Origin of the sequence: Acinetobacter sp. R933-2 (assembly GCF_030325485.1) — a bacterium.
GTDB lineage: Bacteria > Pseudomonadota > Gammaproteobacteria > Pseudomonadales > Moraxellaceae > Acinetobacter > Acinetobacter sichuanensis.
Map to the genome: position 1 here is coordinate 33112 of NZ_JACAIJ010000009.1, position 20176 is coordinate 53287.

The 20176-nt window shown below is 37.4% G+C and carries 20 protein-coding genes; 9 read left to right on the forward strand and 11 right to left on the reverse strand.

The features are described from left to right. Positions 1-32: 32 nt before the first annotated feature. On the reverse strand, positions 33-1331 hold the full coding sequence (locus HX005_RS11655; protein WP_286377495.1) for a serine hydrolase domain-containing protein: 1299 nt from the start codon (positions 1329-1331) through the stop codon (positions 33-35). Between the two features lie 257 nt (positions 1332-1588). Here HX005_RS11655 and rpsO point away from each other — a divergent pair, with 257 nt between their 5' ends. From rpsO to HX005_RS11670, 3 genes are all read left to right on the forward strand, one after another. Next, complete coding sequence (gene rpsO / locus HX005_RS11660) at positions 1589-1858, forward strand: 30S ribosomal protein S15 (RefSeq protein ID WP_107009217.1); 270 nt, start codon at positions 1589-1591, stop codon at positions 1856-1858. Positions 1859-2121: 263 nt separating this feature from the next. Continuing rightward, a complete protein-coding gene (gene pnp, locus HX005_RS11665) occupies positions 2122-4209 on the forward strand; it encodes a polyribonucleotide nucleotidyltransferase (RefSeq protein ID WP_286377589.1) in 2088 nt (695 codons plus the stop codon). Positions 4210-4355: 146 nt separating this feature from the next. Beyond that, the gene (locus HX005_RS11670) at positions 4356-5576 is read left to right on the forward strand and encodes a magnesium transporter CorA family protein (protein WP_286377590.1); all 1221 of its coding nucleotides are present in this window, start codon (positions 4356-4358) and stop codon (positions 5574-5576) included. Positions 5577-5588: 12 nt separating this feature from the next. Here the strand turns inward: HX005_RS11670 and HX005_RS11675 are convergent, their stop codons facing one another. The 6 genes from HX005_RS11675 to HX005_RS11700 all read right to left on the reverse strand — a co-directional run bounded on the left by HX005_RS11675 (position 5589) and on the right by HX005_RS11700 (position 10953). After that, complete coding sequence (locus HX005_RS11675; protein ID WP_107009218.1) at positions 5589-5852, reverse strand: HP1242/YdcH family protein; 264 nt, start codon at positions 5850-5852, stop codon at positions 5589-5591. A gap of 105 nt (positions 5853-5957) precedes the next feature. Beyond that, positions 5958-6293: a chaperone modulator CbpM gene (locus HX005_RS11680; RefSeq protein WP_286377496.1), complete on the reverse strand. Its 336-nt coding sequence runs from the start codon at positions 6291-6293 to the stop codon at positions 5958-5960. 29 nt (positions 6294-6322) lie between these two features. Next, on the reverse strand, positions 6323-7285 hold the full coding sequence (locus HX005_RS11685) for a DnaJ C-terminal domain-containing protein (protein WP_286377497.1): 963 nt from the start codon (positions 7283-7285) through the stop codon (positions 6323-6325). 253 nt (positions 7286-7538) lie between these two features. Further along, entirely contained in the window at positions 7539-7991 is a 453-nt protein-coding gene (locus tag HX005_RS11690) for a DUF2147 domain-containing protein (protein WP_286377498.1), read from the reverse strand. A gap of 129 nt (positions 7992-8120) precedes the next feature. Beyond that, positions 8121-8996 (reverse strand): Hsp33 family molecular chaperone HslO, encoded by an 876-nt coding sequence (gene hslO, locus HX005_RS11695; protein ID WP_286377499.1) that lies wholly within the window; start codon positions 8994-8996, stop codon positions 8121-8123. Between the two features lie 73 nt (positions 8997-9069). Continuing rightward, a complete protein-coding gene (locus HX005_RS11700; protein WP_286377500.1) occupies positions 9070-10953 on the reverse strand; it encodes a monovalent cation:proton antiporter-2 (CPA2) family protein in 1884 nt (627 codons plus the stop codon). Positions 10954-11081: 128 nt separating this feature from the next. Between HX005_RS11700 and HX005_RS11705 the strand changes: the two genes are divergently transcribed. Beyond that, positions 11082-11357 (forward strand): hypothetical protein, encoded by a 276-nt coding sequence (locus tag HX005_RS11705; protein WP_286377501.1) that lies wholly within the window; start codon positions 11082-11084, stop codon positions 11355-11357. A gap of 27 nt (positions 11358-11384) precedes the next feature. Here HX005_RS11705 and HX005_RS11710 read toward each other — a convergent pair whose 3' ends face one another. After that, positions 11385-13601 carry a primosomal protein N' gene (locus tag HX005_RS11710; RefSeq protein ID WP_502872739.1) on the reverse strand — a complete coding sequence of 739 codons (2217 nt, stop codon included), beginning with the start codon at positions 13599-13601 and terminating at the stop codon, positions 11385-11387. A 188-nt stretch (positions 13602-13789) separates the two neighbouring features. Between HX005_RS11710 and gspF the strand changes: the two genes are divergently transcribed. The 3 genes from gspF to HX005_RS11725 all read left to right on the forward strand — a co-directional run bounded on the left by gspF (position 13790) and on the right by HX005_RS11725 (position 16091). Next, positions 13790-14995, forward strand: a complete 1206-nt coding sequence (gene gspF, locus HX005_RS11715; RefSeq protein ID WP_107009225.1) for a type II secretion system inner membrane protein GspF — start codon at positions 13790-13792, stop codon at positions 14993-14995. Between the two features lie 50 nt (positions 14996-15045). Then, positions 15046-15483, forward strand: coding sequence for a type II secretion system major pseudopilin GspG (gspG, locus tag HX005_RS11720; protein WP_286377503.1), 438 nt, complete (start codon positions 15046-15048; stop codon positions 15481-15483). A 272-nt stretch (positions 15484-15755) separates the two neighbouring features. Further along, positions 15756-16091 (forward strand): hypothetical protein, encoded by a 336-nt coding sequence (locus HX005_RS11725; RefSeq protein ID WP_107009227.1) that lies wholly within the window; start codon positions 15756-15758, stop codon positions 16089-16091. A 61-nt stretch (positions 16092-16152) separates the two neighbouring features. Here HX005_RS11725 and HX005_RS11730 read toward each other — a convergent pair whose 3' ends face one another. Beyond that, on the reverse strand, positions 16153-16587 hold the full coding sequence (locus tag HX005_RS11730; RefSeq protein WP_286377504.1) for a GFA family protein: 435 nt from the start codon (positions 16585-16587) through the stop codon (positions 16153-16155). 87 nt (positions 16588-16674) lie between these two features. On the opposite strand from HX005_RS11730, the gene HX005_RS11735 reads away from it, so the two are divergent. Next, positions 16675-17013, forward strand: coding sequence for a tRNA-binding protein (locus tag HX005_RS11735; RefSeq protein ID WP_286377505.1), 339 nt, complete (start codon positions 16675-16677; stop codon positions 17011-17013). 45 nt (positions 17014-17058) lie between these two features. Here the strand turns inward: HX005_RS11735 and lnt are convergent, their stop codons facing one another. Together lnt and HX005_RS11745 are read right to left on the reverse strand one after the other, a co-directional pair. Beyond that, positions 17059-18618, reverse strand: coding sequence for an apolipoprotein N-acyltransferase (gene lnt, locus HX005_RS11740; protein WP_107009230.1), 1560 nt, complete (start codon positions 18616-18618; stop codon positions 17059-17061). Then, on the reverse strand, positions 18615-19454 hold the full coding sequence (locus tag HX005_RS11745) for a CorC family transporter (RefSeq protein WP_107009231.1): 840 nt from the start codon (positions 19452-19454) through the stop codon (positions 18615-18617). Before HX005_RS11745 ends, lnt begins: the two co-directional genes overlap by 4 nt. Before the next feature lie 194 nt (positions 19455-19648). On the opposite strand from HX005_RS11745, the gene tusA reads away from it, so the two are divergent. Continuing rightward, the gene (gene tusA, locus HX005_RS11750; RefSeq protein WP_107009232.1) at positions 19649-19906 is read left to right on the forward strand and encodes a sulfurtransferase TusA; all 258 of its coding nucleotides are present in this window, start codon (positions 19649-19651) and stop codon (positions 19904-19906) included. Positions 19907-20176 lie beyond the last annotated feature (270 nt).

Sequence of the window (20176 nt, forward strand, 5' to 3'; positions counted from 1 at the left end):
AAAATATTGAACAAATCATTGATTTTTTTACTTTATACAATGTCAGTTTCAGTGGCATCTGTACCAAATAGACCACGACGCTGTTCTTTCGGGATTTTTGGACATTGGCTAGAAATTTGTAGTAATACATTAGCTAATGCTGCTAAATGCGTACCTACAACAGATTTTCCTGTATTTAAAATACTGACGCTGATATCACGTTCAGGATCTGCCCAACATAAAATATTTGAAAAACCAAGATGTCCAAATGCTTGACCAGTATGTGGTCCAAAAATACCCACTGGATTACTCCCCAACATAGGTCCAAGTGCATAGCGCATCGGTGCTAAAAGTGTACGATCAATCGTCGTGGTTGAGGTTGGCAAAGTTGCACGAAATACAGTTTGCGGACTCATGATTTGTTTGCCCTTATAAGTTCCGCCATTGAGTAACATTTCAAAGAAACGGTTGGCTTGTTCTGCGCTGGTATAGATATTTCCAGCAGGGCAAATGGTATCCATAAAACGATGATCATTGGTGACATTCACAGCCAGTTCTAAACCTCCACCTAAAACATGATCTAAATACAGATCTGTACCCAGTTTAGGATGAATGCCCGTTGCGGTGTTGAGTGCGACTTGATCACGGAATTCAGTTTTTAAACCATAATTGAAAAATTGCATATCCATTGGTTTTTCAATATGTTCATGTAAAAAGTGACGTAAATCTTGTCCTGTTACTCGCTCAATCAGCTCACCTAAAATATAGCCCGCAGTGACAGCATGATAAGCAAGATTTGCACCCGCAGATGAAATCGGTTTTGATGCATAAAGATGTTGTAAAATTTGTTCTTTATCAAATAATAATTCTGGTGTGACTTCAGCTTCAACGCGAGGAATGCCTCCACGATGCGAAAGTAAATGGAAAATGGTAGCACGACGTTTTCCATTTTGTGCATATTCAGGAATATAGTAGCTGATTGGGTCAAGGAGATTAATTTCACCTGTTTCATCCAACATATGGATGAGCATTGCAGTGATCATTTTTGAAGCTGAAAATAAACAAATCGGTGTATCTGGGTTGGCAATGACAGCATCATTGGCTAAGCCTTGTACAGTGTTGCCTCGTGTATAGCCTAAACTACGGTTAAGAACAATTTGCCCTTTTCTGCGTAAACAAACACTAATTAGAGGATGATTTCCCGTTTTGTAAAGCGACTCAATACTTGACCAAATTTTATGGACTTGTTTTTCAGTCATTCCAGCACATTCTGCTGCAACCTCATCTTTGGATTGCATAATTTGGCTTAGGTCTTTGGGTACATAACAGGTATTGGTTGAAAATATTTTCACAGTTTATTCCATCATTATTTTTCTATTGAACAGTCTGCCTTTGCTAGATTTTATTGTCAGTGTCCTAAATGCCGTATACATGTCATAAATTTGCAAGATGATGATGGTATGACTGAAATATCCTGACGATAATTTTGCAATCTCAGGGTAGTTCCTTTAAAATAGGCGACTGCTGTAGTGATGCACGGCAGTCAAATTTAGTGTTTAGCATTAAATTGATTTTTATCAAATATTTACAAGCATCTCGGAGAAATCGAATGGCTTTAACAAACGCAGATCGCGCAGAGATCATCGCAAAATTCGCTCGCGCTGAAAATGACACTGGTTCACCAGAAGTACAAGTAGCTTTATTGACTGCTCAAATCAATGATTTACAAGGTCACTTCAAAGATCACAAACATGACCACCACAGCCGTCGTGGTTTGATCCGTATGGTTAACCAACGTCGTAAGCTTCTTGACTACCTTAAAGGTAAAGATGCTACTCGTTATAGCGATTTGATTGCTGCTTTAGGTTTACGTCGTTAATTCGATTAAACTTTTATTTTCGGATTATTGCATGCTTTGTGCTGTACTGATGAAAACTAAAGTATATCTAGCTTGGTCTAGATAATAGAAGGGGCGAATATTCGCTCCTTCTTCGTGTCTAAAATGATGCTTTTATAGAAATGATGGTCTAGTGAGGTCGGCTTCTAAGCTTTGTCATTTATGCGGTTGATATGAATGCCAAACCTTAGGGGTCTCCACTAGAATAACTGTTCAAAAGAACTAGGAAACAAAAATACATGTCAATGTTTAATGTAATTCGTAAAGAATTCCAATATGGTCAATACCAAGTTGTACTTGAAACGGGTCGTGTTGCTCGTCAAGCAAATACTGTTGTGATCACAATGGGCGGCGTAACCGTTTTGGTTGCTGTTGTTGCTCAACCAACTGCTAAAGCGGGTCAAGACTTTTTCCCACTTACAGTAAATTACCAAGAAAAACAATATGCTGCGGGTCGTATCCCGGGTGGTTACGGTAAGCGTGAAGGTCGTGCTTCAGAAGCTGAAACTTTAATTTCACGTTTGATTGACCGTCCAATTCGTCCATTGTTCCCAGAGGGTTACTATAACGAAATCCAGGTCACTGCAACTGTTGTATCTTCTGATAAATCAATGGAAGCGGATATTGCTGCAATGCTGGGTACTTCAGCTGCACTTGCAATTGCGGGTACACCGTTCCGTGGTCCAATCGGTGGCGCACGTGTTGGTTTAATCAACGGTGAATACGTTCTTAACCCAAATCATGAACAATTAAAAGAATCTGACCTTGACCTTGTGGTTGCAGGTACTGAATCTGCTGTGCTTATGGTTGAGTCTGAAGCGAAAGAACTTTCAGAAGACCAAATGCTGGGTGCGGTGCTTTTCGGTCATGACGAAATGCAAATTGCTATTCAAGCGATTAAAGAATTTGCAGCAGCGGCTGGTGCAACAGAGTCGACCTGGACTGCACCTACGAAAAATGAAGATCTTCGTGCAAAATTAAAAGAAGCATTTGAAGCGAAAATCTCAGAAGCATACACAATTGCGATCAAACATGATCGTTATGCAGCATTAGATGCTTTACAAGCTGAAGCAGTTGCTCAATTTGTTCCAGAAGAAGACGTTGATGGCATCGCAGATGACCTAAACGAATTATTCGAAGACCTTAAATACCGTACAGTACGTGACAATATCCTTTCTGGTAAACCACGTATTGATGGTCGTGACACGAAAACTGTTCGTGCATTAGACGTACAAGTGGGCGTGTTAGATCGTGCTCACGGTTCTGCATTATTCACACGTGGTGAAACTCAAGCGTTGGTAACAACAACTTTGGGTAATACACGTGATGCGTTGATGGTTGATACTTTAGCGGGTACTAAAACTGACAACTTCATGCTTCACTATAACTTCCCTGCATACTCGGTAGGTGAAACAGGTCGTGAATCTGGTCCTAAACGTCGTGAAATTGGTCATGGTCGTTTGGCACGTCGTGGTGTTCAAGCTGTACTTCCTGCGGCTGATCGCTTCCCGTATGTGATCCGTATCGTATCTGATATTACTGAGTCAAACGGTTCATCTTCAATGGCTTCTGTATGTGGTGCTTCATTGTCACTTATGGATGCAGGTGTTCCACTTAAAGCACCAGTTGCAGGTATTGCAATGGGTCTAGTGAAAGAAGACGAGCGTTTCGCAGTTCTTTCTGACATCTTGGGTGATGAAGATCATCTTGGCGATATGGACTTTAAAGTAGCAGGTTCTGCAAACGGTATTACTGCACTTCAAATGGACATCAAGATCGAAGGGATCACTGAAGAAATTATGGAAGTTGCATTAAATCAAGCATATGCAGGTCGTATGCACATTTTGAATGCAATGAACCAAGTGATTTCACGTGCTCGCCCTGAAATTTCAATGCATGCGCCAACTTTCCAAGTGATCAGCATTAATCCTGACAAAATCCGTGATGTGATTGGTAAAGGTGGCGCAACAATTCGTCAAATCACTGAAGAAACTAAAGCTGCGATTGATATCGAAGACAACGGTACAGTACGTGTATTTGGTGAAACTAAAGCTGCTGCACAAGCTGCGATTGCTAAAATTCAAGCACTTACTGCTGAAGTTGAGCCAGGTACAATTTACGTAGGTAAAGTGATTCGTATCGTTGAGTTTGGTGCATTCGTCAACATTCTTCCTGGTACAGATGGTTTATTACACATCTCTCAAATCTCAAATGAGCGTGTTGCAAACGTGACTGACGTATTGGCTGAAGGTCAAGAAATCAAAGTTCAAGTTGCTGATGTAGACAACCGTGGTCGTATTAAATTAACCATGAAAGATATTGACCAAGCGTAATATCTTTTAAAAATTTACAGTAAGCTGATTTGGCATTATTGTAAAAATTAAGCCTTGTGTTTTGCTAGAGTGATGACTTTAGCTTGCTCAAGGCTTTTTTTATGGCATGATGCTGTTTAATCTTGATCAACATGCTTTATGCAATTATGCAAACTTTTTATTTTTTTCAACACCCAGAACAACAATATACATGTATTCAAAATGAACCAAATGTACATACAGAACAACAGTTTATCTGGATTGATTGTACACGTGAAGATGTCGTCAACCGTGTGGAAGCTTGGCAAAAAGAAATTTTAGAACTGAGCCAAATTCATTTAAATGAATATCATATTCGTGACATCTTAAATCTTGAGCATCCTTGCGCTTTTGATGCTATGGATGAATATGACTTATTGATTTTTAGAAAGTTAATCACACCTGATGACCAAATTAATGTAGGAAGTGCTTTTGAACAGCATGAAAGTGTTTTTGGTTTAACTTCATCCCCTGTTAGTTTTGTGATGACTTCGAAAGTGTTGATCAGTATCCATGAAAAGGGAAATCATGCTTTTGAAAGTTATCTGAACCGTATTATGGCGATGCTTACAAAATCACTGGATGAACAAAATAAGCCTCGAAAATTACCTTCAACGCCTTTAGATTTGTCGCTACGTTTATTAAATAGTATGGTTGATGGTTATTTAGATTTGCGTAAACCTTTGACACGAAGGGTAGAGTTTTGGCAACAGGAACTTTTACAAGGCAATCGTCGATTTTCTAAATGGCATCAACTTTTTCAAGAGATGATGGTTTTTCAGCAAATTGAAAATTTATGTGAGGAACAAATTGATGCTTTACAAGAAGTAAGGGATGAAATTGTCGAAAATTATTCACATTTAAAAGGTAAAAAAAAGGCTGATAAACAAGATCTTATTTTAGTTCGTGTTGATGATTTAGTCAGTCATGTTGAACGAATTCAAAAATATACCACACGATTAAGTAGTGCTATTCAAGCTGCAATAGATTTGCATTTTTCAGCCATTGCGAACCAAACCAATGAAAATATGCGTATTTTAGCGATCATTACCGCAGTTTTTGCACCTTTAACTTTGCTGACAGGTGTATATGGGATGAATTTTGAATTTATCCCCGGTCTCAAAAACCAATCAGGCTTCTGGATTATGCTCTCAGCAATGTTGATTTGTACAATTGCATTATTGGTCTATTTTTATCGACGCCATTTGGTTGGGCGTGGTGAAAGAAGTGTGATTGATATGTTGGCACAACAACATAAAAATCAGCACGTCAATCTACTGTGGTTCTTGGACTATGAACCCATTAAACAAACAATGAAAGAAGTCGAAAAAATCACCAAATTGAAATAACTTTTCTTTAAACTATTTGCGACTCGCTTGAGTGGCTTTTTGTAGTAAAGAATAAAGTTCATCTTTAATTTTTAATTTTTTGCGTTTTAGAACTTCGATATCATCATGAATATGGTTGATGGGATCAAGTTCAAGATGAGTAATCGTATGATCAAGCTCATTATGTTCTGCGAAAAGTTTAGCAAAATGTGGATTGGTATTTTTGAGTGTATTTACTAATTCACTATGCTCAGGGAACATGTGTTTGATTTTCTTATTAATAACTTTGGAATTCATAGGGGTTGATGACCTCTTAAAACCATTTTGAATGAGATAAGAGACCTATCATGACAGGTTAAATATTAACCTGTCATCTGTATTTAACAATTTGAAATGAATTAGTCATAATGAGCGATAAAGATGCTTGGTTTGTTTACGTAATTGTTGAACCTCATCAATTAAATCCATCATCATTGCAACTGCGGAAAAACTGGCTTCAAAGTCTCGTTGTAAACGATAAGCACGCCTTGCCCGAGTCACATCCTCACCAAAAAATTGATGAATACGTTCCTCTGGTCGAGCTGCTAAAATATCATATTCAAGTAGTTGTAAAACCCATTCAGGACTTTGCCCACACGCTTGTGCAAAGTGAGTTAAATCAAAACACAATCGTTCATCAACGATTTCAGCATCTTGACAGTCGTTACAGACAATTTCACGATAATGTATAGTTGTCATAAGTATGCTCCTTGAAGTGATTCAATGATTTACCGTGCTTTAAAATTTGGGAAAGCATTTGCATAATCTTGATATGCTTGTTGTTCTTGGCTGGTATCTGCTTTTGGATAAACAATATTGAGCACTAAATACAAATGCCCAGCCGTTTTACTTGGAATTCCTTTATCTTTTAAGCGTAATTGTTGATTTTGTTTGGCATTTTTAGGAATGTTCACTTGAACTTTACCCGCAGGCGTAGAGATTTCAACACTTTGACCCAGTGCAGCCTCCCAAGGGGTAATGTCTACCGTGTAATAAACATCAGCATCTTCTACACGGACACGATGACTATCTTGATAGCGTATTTCAATATATAAATCACCATTTTCTCCGCCATTAATACCTGCTTGACCTTGTTGAGCAAGGCGAATCTGCTGTCCCTCTTTCATTCCTTTAGGAATTTTGACTTGCAAGGTTTTTCGTTGAACTTCAGCTTCACCATAAGCATTATAGGTCGGAATTTGTAGGGTAATGGTTTGGGTTGAACCTTCATAAGCCACTTGAATAGGGACTTCTATACTTGCATGTTGATCTTCACCTCGATAACTGCGTTGTTGACGAGATTGGCGTTGCCCAAAATCTTGTTGATGACCACCACCAAAGCCACCACCAAAACGTCCAAATAAATCTTCAAAACCGCTAAAGTCTTGTTGTCCACCTGAGCTATTTCGATAAAATTGACTTCCATCAAAGCCTTGACCACCTGCCTGACCACCAAAACCACGATTTGAAAAATCTTGTGGATGATCTAACTCAAAATCATATTGTTTTTTCTTTTCTTCATGACTTAAGGTGTCATATGCAACGTTAATGGCTTGCATTTTTTCTTCAGCATCAGCTTCTTTGCTGACATCAGGATGATATTTACGTGCTAATTTACGGTAGGATTTTTTAATTTGATCAGGTGTTGCATCCCGAGAAACACCAAGTTCTTCATAATAATTTTTTGCCATATACACAGCCATTTTTGATCTTGATTTTATTCATTAATATGCCATTTTTTGCAAAGTTAAAAGTACTGCTTGGTTAAGATATTGTTTCAAAAGCTGTCAAAATGACGATAATGATATTTATCACGTTATTCTTTATTTCTATCTAATTGATTTTTATATTCTTAATGCTTTTTTGAGAAATAATTTTCTTCTGTTTAATAAATTAAAGCCAATCATGACAAAAATGATTAGCTTAATTTATGAGAAGTTGTCTTTATTCTGTTAGGCGAATCCATGTTGCAGAACGTCCTAGCAGAGAAACACCAATGTAACCACGCATCGTTAGGCGTGTACCTTTAGCATTGAGTTTAATTTTGCCATGATAGACATTACCCGAAAGCGGGTCTAAAACTTGACCTTGAGTAAATAAAAGCGGGTCTTTTGGTGACTGGCGAAAACCATTTAAAATTTCTAAATTCATATAAGGTACATTTTTGAGAGAGCCTTTGCAGTGCGTGCAATTTTCTTCTAAAGGTTTATTGGGAATTGGGCGTATCTCAATAATTTTCCCTGTATAAACTCCTTCACTATTTTTAGTAATTTCTACGTCTGCTCTAGAGTACCCCGTTTTATCATCTACTGTTCGCCATTTTCCTGTTAAATCAGGAGCTGCGAAACAGAGCGTCGAAAAAACGATACTGGATAAAATAAGTGATTTTTTTAGCATTATTGTGTCCCCTAATCTTATAATTAAAAAAGAGTAAATCTACATTTACTCTTTTTTTAAAGAAAGGCAAGACTCATTTTATGAATAAATTAAATTACTTAGTAAAACTTAATTTATTCATTAGTTTTTTTAACTCAAATGTTCGCCAAATAAACTGAGCGCTTCTTTTGCTGTAAATTGATAGCGTTTATTGCAGAACTGACAATCCATTTCGATTGGATTATTAACTTCTAACGTTTCTTTTACAGCATCTAAACCAATTTGAATGAGTGCATTTGCACATTTTTCAAGTGAACAAGTACATGAAAACTTAAGGTGCTCAGCTTCAGGCAAACGAACTTCTTCTTCATTATAGAGACGGTAAAGAATCTCTTGTGCGCTTAAGTCGGTCAGTTCATCACGTTTTAACGTTTCAGTTAACATCGTGAGGCGTGGCCACAAGTCTTCATCGACCCATTGTTGTTCTTCATCATCATTACGAGGTAAGAGTTGAATGAGTAAACCACCTGAACGTTCTGCTGTACTCGCTAAAACAATACGTGTCGCGATTTGTGCAGAAAGGTCATAATATTGCATTAAACAACCTGCTAAAGTGGGTTGATCTAATGCGATAATGCCTTGATAACGTTCGCCATGTTCAGGTTCAATATTAATAAACAATACAGGCGAAGTTAAAGTGGCAAGTACAGTACTACTGTCTTGAGCATCATCAAAACGTGAATCTTCTTCATAATCTGCAAGCGCGCGAATTTCACCTAAATGGTTACACTCAGCCATTGCCCATTTAAAGTTGCCTTGTGCTTGGATTTGTAAGCTGATACGACCTTTAATTTTTAATGTACTTGCAAGTAAAGCAGTTGCACTGAGCATTTCACCTAAGAGTATTTGAATCGCAGGTGCATATTGACGTTGTGCCAAAATTGTCTGTAAAGCATTTTCTAAATGCACAACTTCACCACGAACAGGGCTATCTTCAATATAAAAACGTTGACGTAAATCAGACATAAAATTCTCCAAATCCCTGTTTAAATGGTGACGATATTATAAATCACAAGCACACTTTTTTAGAAATATCTGCTTAGTTTTCATGATCACGAGTTACATTGATACGATCATGGGTGTGTTTTAGTATCTCTTTGCGTTCTAAACCCGACTCGTCAATATCAGGATTGTCTTCAAATTGGTCTGGATCATGCTGTGTGATCTGGGCATCACTTTCAAATAAATGCTCAAGTTCTGATATGAAATCACGATAACTTTCATATACTTTCTGTTCATCGGTATAAATACGTTGTTGGCGTGTTAATAGATCTTCATCATAATTTCTAAATAACTCAACACTATCATAAGCAGTTGACTTGTCTAAACCTAATTCACATAAAGTACGATAACCTATGCCTAAAGAAGTTAAGTAGGTTTCTCGCCAAATATGCTTAACACCTAAATCACGTAATAAATGCATATGATAACGGTCACGTGCGCGTACCAATAACGTTAAATTTGGATAATTTAAACGGATATGCCGTGCAACATTCATTGAGTCTTCTACGTCATCAATCGCAAGCACAAACACTTTTGCTTGTTCAATGCCTGCCGAACGTAACAAATCAGGCAAAGTCACATCACCATAATACAATGTACCGCCATAGCGCCGTACAAAATCTATTTTTTGTAAGTTATGGTCAATGGCTGTAAAAGGAAAGTGTTGCATATGGGCTAAACGAGCCACAATTTGCCCAACACGACCAAAACCCGCAATAATTAACGGTGGATGTTGATTAGGAATATCATCATATTTAGGTGCTTGATCTTTATTGAATAAAGGTAAAACCCATGTTGAAACTAACCAAAACACGATAGGTGTAAAGACCATGGATAAGGTCACGACCAACGTAATTGGTTCTAAAATGGCAGCTTGAATCACTTTTTCACTTTTGGCGACATTTAACACAACAAAAGCAAATTCACCACCTTGAGCAAGACAGGTTGCAACCATCAAGCTATTTTGCCAATTCATTTTTTTAAAACGAGCAACCGCGGTCATGGCAACCATTTTGATGATGATTAACAGCAGGGCAGCACCGATAATTTGTAGAGGAAGTTCCACAAGTAAATTTAATTGCGTGGTCATGCCCACGGTCATAAAAAATAAACCTAAAAGTAGCCCTTTAAATGGAGAAATACTGGCTTCAATTTCATGACGAAACTCTGAATCAGCCAACAACACACCTGTTAAAAATGCGCCTAGTGTTGTGCTGATGCCGAGCGTGTCCATGAGTAAAACAACAGCAAGGACAATAAATAAACCCACAGCAGTCAGTAGTTCAGTAGCTCCACTTTTTGCCACAAATCTGAAAAAAGGACGCATGACATAGCGACTAAATAAAAATAGTCCTGTAAATGTTGCAATAATCGCCGCAAAATAAGCAATGCCATGATGAGTAGATTCAGCACCAGATAACAGTGGTATCACTGCAAGTAAGGGAATAGCCGCAATATCTTGGAATAATAAAATAGAAAAAGATTGCTGACCATGTGTGGTATTTAGTTGTTGTTTTTCTGATAAAAGCTGTAGAACGAAAGCTGTAGAAGACAGGGCAAGCGCAAAACCAATGACAAAACTTGCTGATAATGATTGCTGTAACAGTAAAAACACGGTTCCCATGAGTACGATGCCTGTCACAACAACTTGCAAACTTCCCATGACAAAAATGGATTGACGCATTTCCCATAAACGCTGTGGGCGTAGTTCTAGCCCGATGAGAAACATCAGTAAAATCACGCCAAATTCAGCAAGATGCATGATTTCTTCAGGATCACTGGCAATATTAAAAACGCTAGGACCAAGTAAGATTCCTGTAAAGAGATAGCCGAGAACTGTAGCGATCCCAAATTTTTTACCTAAAGGTACGAGTATTAATGCTGCACCTAGAAAAAGCGTTATTTGTAATAACGGTGACATTGATCTGTCCTAATTTTTTTACTTTAGAAATTGTACCTTGATTTTAGACTTTGCTTATTTTAATTTTTTGCAGGAATAATCATGTCATTCTAAGATTGAGCAAATGAAAACAGAAGAACTATTGAGCGATGATCAGACAACATATTTTGAAATTTTTAAATGAAATAGAAAGTGATGAATCACTCGAAGCGTTTCATGTTTTTTTGATTGGGCTTAAAAATGCTCACCATACTTCTAAAGATGAACTGTATGACATTCTTATGGACATTCTTCAGAAAGAAGGGCATGAGGATGATTTTATCTACAATCAGGTTGCTGATACCTTAGATTATTTTGTAGGTTGGCATTCACCCTTAAAAGAGTCAGATTCTGCCTCTGTCTTTGTTCAGCAACTCAATTCATAAATTAAAAATATCTTTCATTCATTTGACTTAATTTAACTCTTGCGGATCTACATCAATCGTCAGTTTCATATAAAAGGGTTTTTGCTGTGTTAAATATTGCCACCATTGACGAACATAAAAGTGCATTTTGGCACGTTCATGCGAGAGTAAAACCACATGGGCTTGATAACGTCCTGCTTTACGCTCCATAGGTGCGGGAATAGGTCCCCAAATATCAATTAAATTTTCCTCCGACTGTTGTCTTAATTGTTGCGTCATTTCAGTTAAAAAGTTTTGGTTATCCTGTTGGCTTCTTGACTCACAACGGATCAAAATCGCGTAACGATAAGGCGGCATTTGAGCAACTTGACGATCCACTAAGGTTTGTTTTGCAAAAGCTCGATAATTTTTATTCAATAAAATATTTAAGAGTGGATGCTCAGGACGCAAAGTTTGTAAATAAACATCGCCTTTTTTCTCACCACGTCCAGAACGTCCTGCAACTTGTATAATTAACTGTGCAGTTCGTTCCGTAGCCCGAAAATCTACACTCAATAAACCTGCATCAATGTCTAAAATTGCCACTAAAGTGACATAAGGAAAGTGATGTCCTTTTGCCAACATTTGCGTGCCTAATAAAATTGTAGGTTCACTTTTTTGAATTTGATCATAAATTTTTTGCCAACTTCCCACACGACTGGTTGAATCACGGTCAACGCGTAAAACAGGATATTTGGGAAATAATTCATTTAAAGCTTCTTCTACTTTGGCAGTGCCTAAACCGATAGGTTTTAACGTATTTTGATTACACTCGGGGCAAGTTTCAGGCAGACGATTAATCGTACCGCAATGATGACAATGCAAATGAGCATAAGGCTTTAAATGTAAAGTGAAATGGGCATCACAATGAGGACAATTGGCTTGCCAAGCGCAGCTTTCACAAATTAAGACAGGTGCATAACCACGTCGATTTAAAAAAATTAAAACTTGTTCTTTTTTTTCTAAGCGTTTACCAATTTCACTGATCAGTTGAGTACTGAGCCCCGCCGTTTTTTTACTAATTTTTAAATCAATGAGGTGCATTTTTGGCATGACTGCGTTACCTGCACGTTGATTTAACTCTAAACGGGTCAGTTTACCTTGTTGCGCCAAATGATAACTATCAATACTCGGTGTAGCAGAACCTAAAATGATGGGGCAATGCTCTAAATACGCACGATATAACGCCATATCCCGTGCATGATAACGAAAACCTTCTTGTTGTTTGAAGGAAAGATCATGTTCTTCATCTAAAATAATCAAACCAAGATTTGGCATCGGGGTGAAAATTGCAGAACGTGTACCTAAAATAATCGAGGCTTTACCTGTTTCTGCATATTGCCATGCTTGTAAGCGTTTAGAGTCATTTAAACCCGAATGTAACAACACGGTATTACAATGAAAACGAGATTGGAAACGGCTAATGGTTTGTGGTGTTAAGCCAATTTCAGGGACTAAAACAAGAACTTGTTTGCCTTGTTTAAGTACTTCATGCATGACTTGTAAATAGACTTCAGTTTTACCACTGCCTGTGAGTCCGTCGAGTAGAAAAGCTTGATATTTTTTTTGAGCTTTTAAAATGGTTTGAATGGCTTTTTTCTGTTCATCATTTGCTGTTAGTGGCATTTGTGCCAAGCTGACAGGTTCAGGTTTAAAATTTTGTGCTTCTAAATCACATGAAATAATCTCTTTTTTTTCCAAAGCTTTTAAGGTGACGGTTTCGATACCACTCAAATTTAAAATATTTTCCTGTGTTCCTTTAGGATGGAGCTTTAAAATTTTATAAGCATCTTGCTGTTTTTCAGAACGCTTAATTTTATCTTCAGCATGCAAATCTAATACTTTCCAAACACGTGCCAGTAAGTTGTAGGGTTTACCTTGGCGTAATAATGTAGGCAAAGCAGTATGCATCACTTCACCAATTGGAAATTGATAATATTGTGCCGCCCATGTCAACAAACTTAAAACTTTGTCATTTAAAATCGCGCGATCATCTAAAAATTCAGTGACAAATTTGAGCTGAAAATCTGGGTTAATGGGTTCATCTAGTGCTAACTTTGCCGTAATAATAGCAACGAGCTTTTGCCGACCAAAAGAAACTGCAACACGCATACCGACTTGTGCTTGAGCATACTGTTCAGCACTGACTTTATAGTCAAAACAGTCATAGAGAAATACAGGTACAGCTACACGTACTCGATAAATGAGAGGTTGAGACATTGGCATAGTGGCATTCATAGCATTTGGCATAAATTATCAATTACACTTTGATGAAAAAGTATCGTGTGGCGTTGAGCCTATGATAGAGTGTAGCAATCATGATTATCTTTGAATAACTGCTTAGAATATGAATGATTTTAAGCGTCGAATGCAACCGCAAAGACAAAAGAAATTTGGAAAACTAGAGCATTATAATGCCAGCATATCAATTTACTGCTATTGATGCTTCAGGAAAGCAACAAAAAGGCGTGTTAGAAGGAGATTCGGCACGGCAAATTCGACAACAATTACGGGATAAAGAATGGATTCCTGTAACAGTAGATGCGGTGGAGCAAAAAGATAAAGCTCAAAGCACAGGATTTTTTCAAAAGAAATTTTCAGCTTATGAATTGGCTTTAATGACACGCCAATTGTCTGTACTTGTGGCTGCATCTATTCCACTTGAAGAAGCTTTACGTGCTGTTGCGAAACAAAGTGAAAAAACACATGTACAAAACTTATTGTTAGCCGTGCGCTCCAAAGTGCTTGAAGGGCATTCTTTGGCACAAGCGATGCAACAATCAGGAAGTTTTCCAGATTTATACATTGCAACAGTCGCTGCGGGCGAACGCTCAGGACATTTAGACTTAATTTTAGATCAATTGTCAGATTACACCGAAAACCGTTTTGCCATGCAAAAGAAAGTACAAGGTGCCATGATTTATCCCATCATTTTGATGCTCATGTCTTTTGGCATCGTGATGGGGTTGATGACTTATGTAGTACCTGACATTGTTAAAACCTTTGATCAAAGTAAACAAGCTTTACCTTGGATTACGGTCGCATTGATGAAAGCCAGTGATTTTATTCGTACTTCATGGCCTTTTGTATTGGTTGCCAGTGTAATGGGTATTTTCTTGCTAATCCGCTTTTTAAAAACGACCGCAGGTCATTATGCTTTTGATCGTTTAGCACTCAGATTGCCATTATTTGGTAAATTATCACGTGGTATAAATTCGGCACGTTTTGCCAGTACCTTGTCCATTTTAACAAAATCAGGTGTTCCATTGGTGGATGCGCTTAAAATTGGTGCAGCCGTCAGTAATAATTGGGTCATTCGTGATGCAGTGAATATTGCCGCAGAAAAAGTCACAGAAGGAGGAAACCTCGCAACTCAATTAGAACGTTGTGGCTATTTTCCACCGATGATGGTGCAAATGATTAAAAGTGGTGAAGCATCAGGCGAATTAGATCGTATGTTAGAACGTGCTTCAGATATGCAAGATCGAGAAGTCAGTACCTTTATTTCAACTTTACTGGCATTGCTTGAGCCGCTCATGTTGGTATTTATGGCAGGTATTGTTTTGGTGATTGTGATTGCAGTAATGTTGCCAATCGTCAATATGAATAATATGATTTAAAAAACGTATTTTAATGGTTTTATAACAAATTGCGGTAAGAGAGAATTTAAATGCAACGGAAGATGAATAGAAGCAAACAAGCTGGTTTTACACTGATTGAAGTCATGGTCGTGATCGTTATTTTGGGCGTGTTGGCGGCATTGATTGTACCGAATGTGATGGGACGTGGCGAAAAAGCCAAGGTGGATACCACAAAAATTACATTAAAAGGTGTTGCTGGTGCTTTAGACCAATATAAATTGGACAATGGACATTTTCCAAATACCCAAGAAGGTGGTTTAGATGCTTTGGTGAATCAACCTGCCAATGCGAAAAACTGGATGCCAGGTGGTTATCTGAAAGGTGGTTATCCAAAAGACAGTTGGGAAAATGATGTGCAATATGTGATTCCAGGTTCTGAAGGTCGCCCATTCGATTTATATTCTTTTGGTGCAGATGGTCAGCAAGGTGGTGACGGCAATGATGCTGATATTTATTATCAACCTTAATTAAATATCTGTGTGGTGATGGAAATAATCACTTTACTTAATTGAATTAATAAATATTAAGTGAAGTGATAATGTTTCTTGATTACTTTTTTAAATGTAAGTATATGATAAATATTAAAAATTAATAAAGTATTTTATTGAGATATATAATAAGAATTATTCCCATATTTAATGGTTACAAGAAAGTTAAATAATGGATAAAAATAGACTTTTTATTTGTTTAAAAGCTTGCATAATGTTGTTAACGGCGACGAAATTGTAAGGAGAATAAGATGAAAGCATTATTTTTATCAGATGAAATCAATCAGTTTCATTGGTCAATGCTCAAATCTGTTCTTTTAATTTTGAGTCTTTTACCGATGAGCCAATTATTATTAAATGTCTGGCAAGAACTAGATGCAAGTAGCCAAATTATGATGGGCTTTTTAGGCATGAGTGTATTTAGTGCATTGGCGATCATTAGCTTTTATAGTGCCTTAAATGCAACAGTCTCAAAATTAAATATTGAGCATTTATCTAAACTTGATGGCATTTTAGTTCGAGTTTATCGCTATATGCCAATGCTATTTTTAGCGAGTATGTTGTCTTATTTAGCAACTCAAATTTAAGATAATGATAAAGTAAAAACCGAGCTTGGATGCTCGGTTTTTTTATTTTAAGTTGCAATCATCATTTTGAATTCAGTTTAAAAAATTCTTTGAGCGTATCCCAAGATGGAACCTCGTTATAATCAATACTGTGTTGTAGGTTTGCACAAGTAACTTTAGATGAAATACAGAAGTTTAATCGTTGCTGTGGCTCAATATCATGTTCGATTAAACCTAAAGGAATCCAGAGATAAGGATGTGTTCCTATATAATTAGGTACAGGAGAACCACAATTTTGACAAAAAGATGAAGTGAAACCAGTTTCTTTTTTATATGTATGTATTTGATCTTGTCCTTTTAGCCATATAAAATTTTTAGCTTTAATCATTGTTGCATGATTTGCATGTGTACCTGACTGTTTTCGGCATAGACTACAATGGCATTGATAAATCGTTTCAATCTTTTTTTGCTGGATCTGAAAATGAATATTTCCACATAAACATTGTCCATTTATCATAAGTAGTTGTCCTTTTTGCCTGAGGTTTTATTTTTATTGTTGTTTACAATAGCACAATGAATGTTGGAAATGAAAATAAGGTCAAACATGCAGCAAATTCAATGGGATGATTTCTTAAAAGTTGAGTTACGTGTAGGCAAAATTATTCAGGCTGAGGCTTTTAAACAAGCACGTAAACCTGCTTATATTCTCCATGTAGATTTTGGTGATGAGATTGGAGTCAAAAAGTCGAGTGCACAAATTACAGAATTTTATCAAGCTGAAAAATTAATTGGAAAATTGGTTGTAGCGGTGGTGAATTTTCCTAAAAAACAAATCGCCTCTATTCAGTCCGAATGCTTAATCACGGGTTTTCATGATCAAAATGGGCATGTGGTACTGTGTGTCCCAGATTTTGAAGTGCCATTGGGAACAAAATTATTATAATCAATTTATAAAATCCCTCTTCAAAAAGAAGAGGGGGTTAATGGTTTAGCGTCTAGACTTAAAACTTACATCAATTTTACGTGGGCGATACATCCAACCCATCACCAATAATAATAAAGAGAAGATTAAAATTGGGAAATCGCTTAAGCGAGTATAGAGCGTTTCACCTTGCATCGCAGGTAAATCACCACGCAGTACAGCTTGTTGATCCATTGGTGCTTGTTTCACAATATGACCATTATGGTCGATAAAAGCAGTAACACCTGTGTTGGTCGCACGAATAAACCATCGTCCATTTTCTTTGGCGCGCATTTGTACCATTTGTAAATGCTGTTGAGGTCCTGCTGTACCTGTAAACCATGCATCGTTAGATACAGTCACCAGAAAATCACTATTGATCGCATTACGACGTGTCAAGTTGGGATATGCCACTTCATAACAAACTGCTGCTGCAAGTTGATGATTTTTGATTTTAAAAGGTTTTTGATCACTTTCACCACGAGAGAAACCACTCATAGATGGGTCATTTTGTAGTGCAGGAAGCACCCAACTCAGTAAACCTGATAATGGAATGTATTCACCAAAAGGAACTAGGCGTTGCTTTTTGTATAGACCAGATGAATCTGTACCAGAAGCCATCATGCTATTGTAATACATAGGATGCCCCACTTGTTTGGACTCTTTTAAGTCCCAATAAGGAATCCCTGTGACCCATGCTGAACCTGTTTGCTTGGCTTTTTCATCCATCATTTGTAAAAAGTCAGGAATATCACTTTGGAATAAAGGAATAGAAGACTCAGGCCAAACAATCAAATCACGTCCCCATTCATTACGGGTTAACTCTACATAGATTTGTAAGGTTTTGACTTGATACTCCGTCAGCCATTTTAAATCTTGTGGAATATTGCCTTGAATGAGCGAAACGGAAAGTGGTTTCTCAGCTTTAGGCTGTACAAAACTAATAAATGAAGCACCCCAAGCACCCAGTAATAAAATGGCTGAAGGAATGATCCAAATCAGTTTTTTATGCAAAATCTCAACGAGTGCACAAGCAAGAATGATCACGACAAATGACACAGCAAAGACACCAAATAATGGTGCATAGCCATCTAAGAAGCGTTCAGTGAAGGCATAACCTGCAAATAACCACGGAAAGCCTGTAAACACCCATGTTTTTGCCCATTCAAATGCGACCCAAAGGGGCGCAAAGGTTAAAGGTGTTTCTGGAAAAAAGCGTCGATACAACCATGTTTGAACGGCTGTGAATAAGCCCATTAACACAGCCATGATTACGATCATGAGGACACTTAAAACAGCGTTAGTGTCCCCATAAGTATGAATGGATGTATAGAGCCAAAATGCACCAACAAACCATAGACCAAAACCATAGCTCCAACCCAAAATGAATGCTTGTTTTGGATTACGCCCTTTAAGACTCGCATAAAGAAGCGCAGGCGATAAAATTGCTAACCACCACCAATGAAAAGGAGCAAGTGCGAGACTAAACACCGCACCTGACATTAAACAAATTAAAAGTGGAATAATAAAAGGAAGTTGCTTTTGTTGTTCTGACGGATTTAGCAATTTGTCAAAATAGGCTCTCATTTACGTACAGCTCGAATCAGATGAATAGTGCGGGCATCTGCTTCAATAATTGTGAATTGCCATGATTCAAGTTCAATGACCTGTCCTTGTAAATCACTCACTAAGCCAATTTCTTGAAGCAATAAGCCCCCAACAGTTTCTACTTCATCGTCAGAAAAATCAGCATCTAAAACATTGTTAAAGTGTTCGATTGGTGTAAGTGCTTGAACAATCCACGCATTAGCTGTGTTATGCGCAGGATCAGGCAAAATAAATTGAGCTTCTTCATCGACATTGTCGTGTTCATCCTCAATTTCACCGACGATTTCTTCTAAAATATCTTCTAAAGTGACTAAACCTGCCGTAGAACCATATTCATCAATCACAATGGCAATATGTGTTTGCGTATTTTTCAACATACGCAAAACTTGATCTGAGCGCGCACTTTCAGGGACAAATAGAGGCTGACGCATAATACTATGAACATCAACTTTAATGGTGCGATCTGTTAAATAAGGCAATAAGTCTTTTGCAAGTAAAATTCCCACAACATTTTCAGGTTGATCTGCTGAAAATACAGGAAAGCGTGAGTGTGCTGACTCGATAAGTACATGCAAGATGTCAAGTAGTTGATCATCTTCTTGTAAGCTAATCATTGCAGTACGTGGAGTCATTACTTCACGAATTTTTGTTGCAGGAAGGTCTAAGACGCCTTCTAACATTGCAACGGTATCGGGTTCTAAAAAACGACGTGAATCTTGTACTAATTTTAGCAGTTCATCGCGGGTTTCGGGTGCAGTTCCTAACCATTTGCGTAAGCCACGCATACCCCACGATGGGCCTGATTCCTCGTGCATGATCTTTCCTGAAGACTCTTGATATCAAAAATAGAATTTTTATCATACCGAAGAAAATGCAGAAGTCTATCTATTAAATGCATTGAAGCGATGAATATAAGCATCCTTTTATACAGAACTTATAACGCTTATTCATGATTTAAGTTTATGTTAAAATTTGGCTACTATTTTTTGAAGCATTTTGAGAATTGATTATGTCTGAACAGTTTTCTACACCAAGCATACAGCTCAATACTCGAGGCTTGCGTTGTCCTGAGCCTGTGATGATGTTACATCAAGCCATTCGTAAATCTAAATCGGGTGATATTGTCGAGGTTTTTGCAACGGATAATTCAACCTCTTGGGATATTCCAAAATTTTGTATGCATTTGGGGCATGAGCTACTTTTGCAAGAAGAAAAACTAGATGAAAATGGCAATAAAGAATTTCATTATTTGGTGCAAAAAGGCTAATTTTTACCAAAAAATAATGACAAATTAAGCCTTTGGATAGCTTTAGACTGGGTAATGTAAACAAGACGATGGTTTAGCTGTTTTAGCAAATCAAAGGGTTACTTTTTGCTATTCCCTAACAAGCAGATAAAAATAAGATTCATATCTCGAGTGTCGCACATAGCGGGCTTAAAAAGTTCGATAAAGCTTTTGTTTGTGATTGTAGAAGAATAATCAACAATAAACCCGCACTTGGCGGGTTTATTTTTATCTCAGATACCGAGATTACAT

Coding starts and splice junctions, on each gene's coding strand:
- rpsO (WP_107009217.1), top strand. CDS start 1,589: ATGGCTTTAACAAACGCAGATCGCGCAGAGATCATCGCAAAATTCGCT.
- pnp (WP_286377589.1), top strand. CDS start 2,122: ATGTTTAATGTAATTCGTAAAGAATTCCAATATGGTCAATACCAAGTT.
- HX005_RS11670 (WP_286377590.1), top strand. CDS start 4,356: ATGCAAACTTTTTATTTTTTTCAACACCCAGAACAACAATATACATGT.
- HX005_RS11675 (WP_107009218.1), bottom strand. CDS start 5,852: ATGAATTCCAAAGTTATTAATAAGAAAATCAAACACATGTTCCCTGAG.
- HX005_RS11680 (WP_286377496.1), bottom strand. CDS start 6,293: ATGACAACTATACATTATCGTGAAATTGTCTGTAACGACTGTCAAGAT.
- HX005_RS11685 (WP_286377497.1), bottom strand. CDS start 7,285: ATGGCAAAAAATTATTATGAAGAACTTGGTGTTTCTCGGGATGCAACA.
- HX005_RS11690 (WP_286377498.1), bottom strand. CDS start 7,991: ATGCTAAAAAAATCACTTATTTTATCCAGTATCGTTTTTTCGACGCTC.
- hslO (WP_286377499.1), bottom strand. CDS start 8,996: ATGTCTGATTTACGTCAACGTTTTTATATTGAAGATAGCCCTGTTCGT.
- HX005_RS11700 (WP_286377500.1), bottom strand. CDS start 10,953: ATGTCACCGTTATTACAAATAACGCTTTTTCTAGGTGCAGCATTAATA.
- HX005_RS11705 (WP_286377501.1), top strand. CDS start 11,082: ATGATCAGACAACATATTTTGAAATTTTTAAATGAAATAGAAAGTGAT.
- HX005_RS11710 (WP_502872739.1), bottom strand. CDS start 13,601: ATGCCAATGTCTCAACCTCTCATTTATCGAGTACGTGTAGCTGTACCT.
- gspF (WP_107009225.1), top strand. CDS start 13,790: ATGCCAGCATATCAATTTACTGCTATTGATGCTTCAGGAAAGCAACAA.
- gspG (WP_286377503.1), top strand. CDS start 15,046: ATGCAACGGAAGATGAATAGAAGCAAACAAGCTGGTTTTACACTGATT.
- HX005_RS11725 (WP_107009227.1), top strand. CDS start 15,756: ATGAAAGCATTATTTTTATCAGATGAAATCAATCAGTTTCATTGGTCA.
- HX005_RS11730 (WP_286377504.1), bottom strand. CDS start 16,587: ATGATAAATGGACAATGTTTATGTGGAAATATTCATTTTCAGATCCAG.
- HX005_RS11735 (WP_286377505.1), top strand. CDS start 16,675: ATGCAGCAAATTCAATGGGATGATTTCTTAAAAGTTGAGTTACGTGTA.
- lnt (WP_107009230.1), bottom strand. CDS start 18,618: ATGAGAGCCTATTTTGACAAATTGCTAAATCCGTCAGAACAACAAAAG.
- HX005_RS11745 (WP_107009231.1), bottom strand. CDS start 19,454: ATGCACGAGGAATCAGGCCCATCGTGGGGTATGCGTGGCTTACGCAAA.
- tusA (WP_107009232.1), top strand. CDS start 19,649: ATGTCTGAACAGTTTTCTACACCAAGCATACAGCTCAATACTCGAGGC.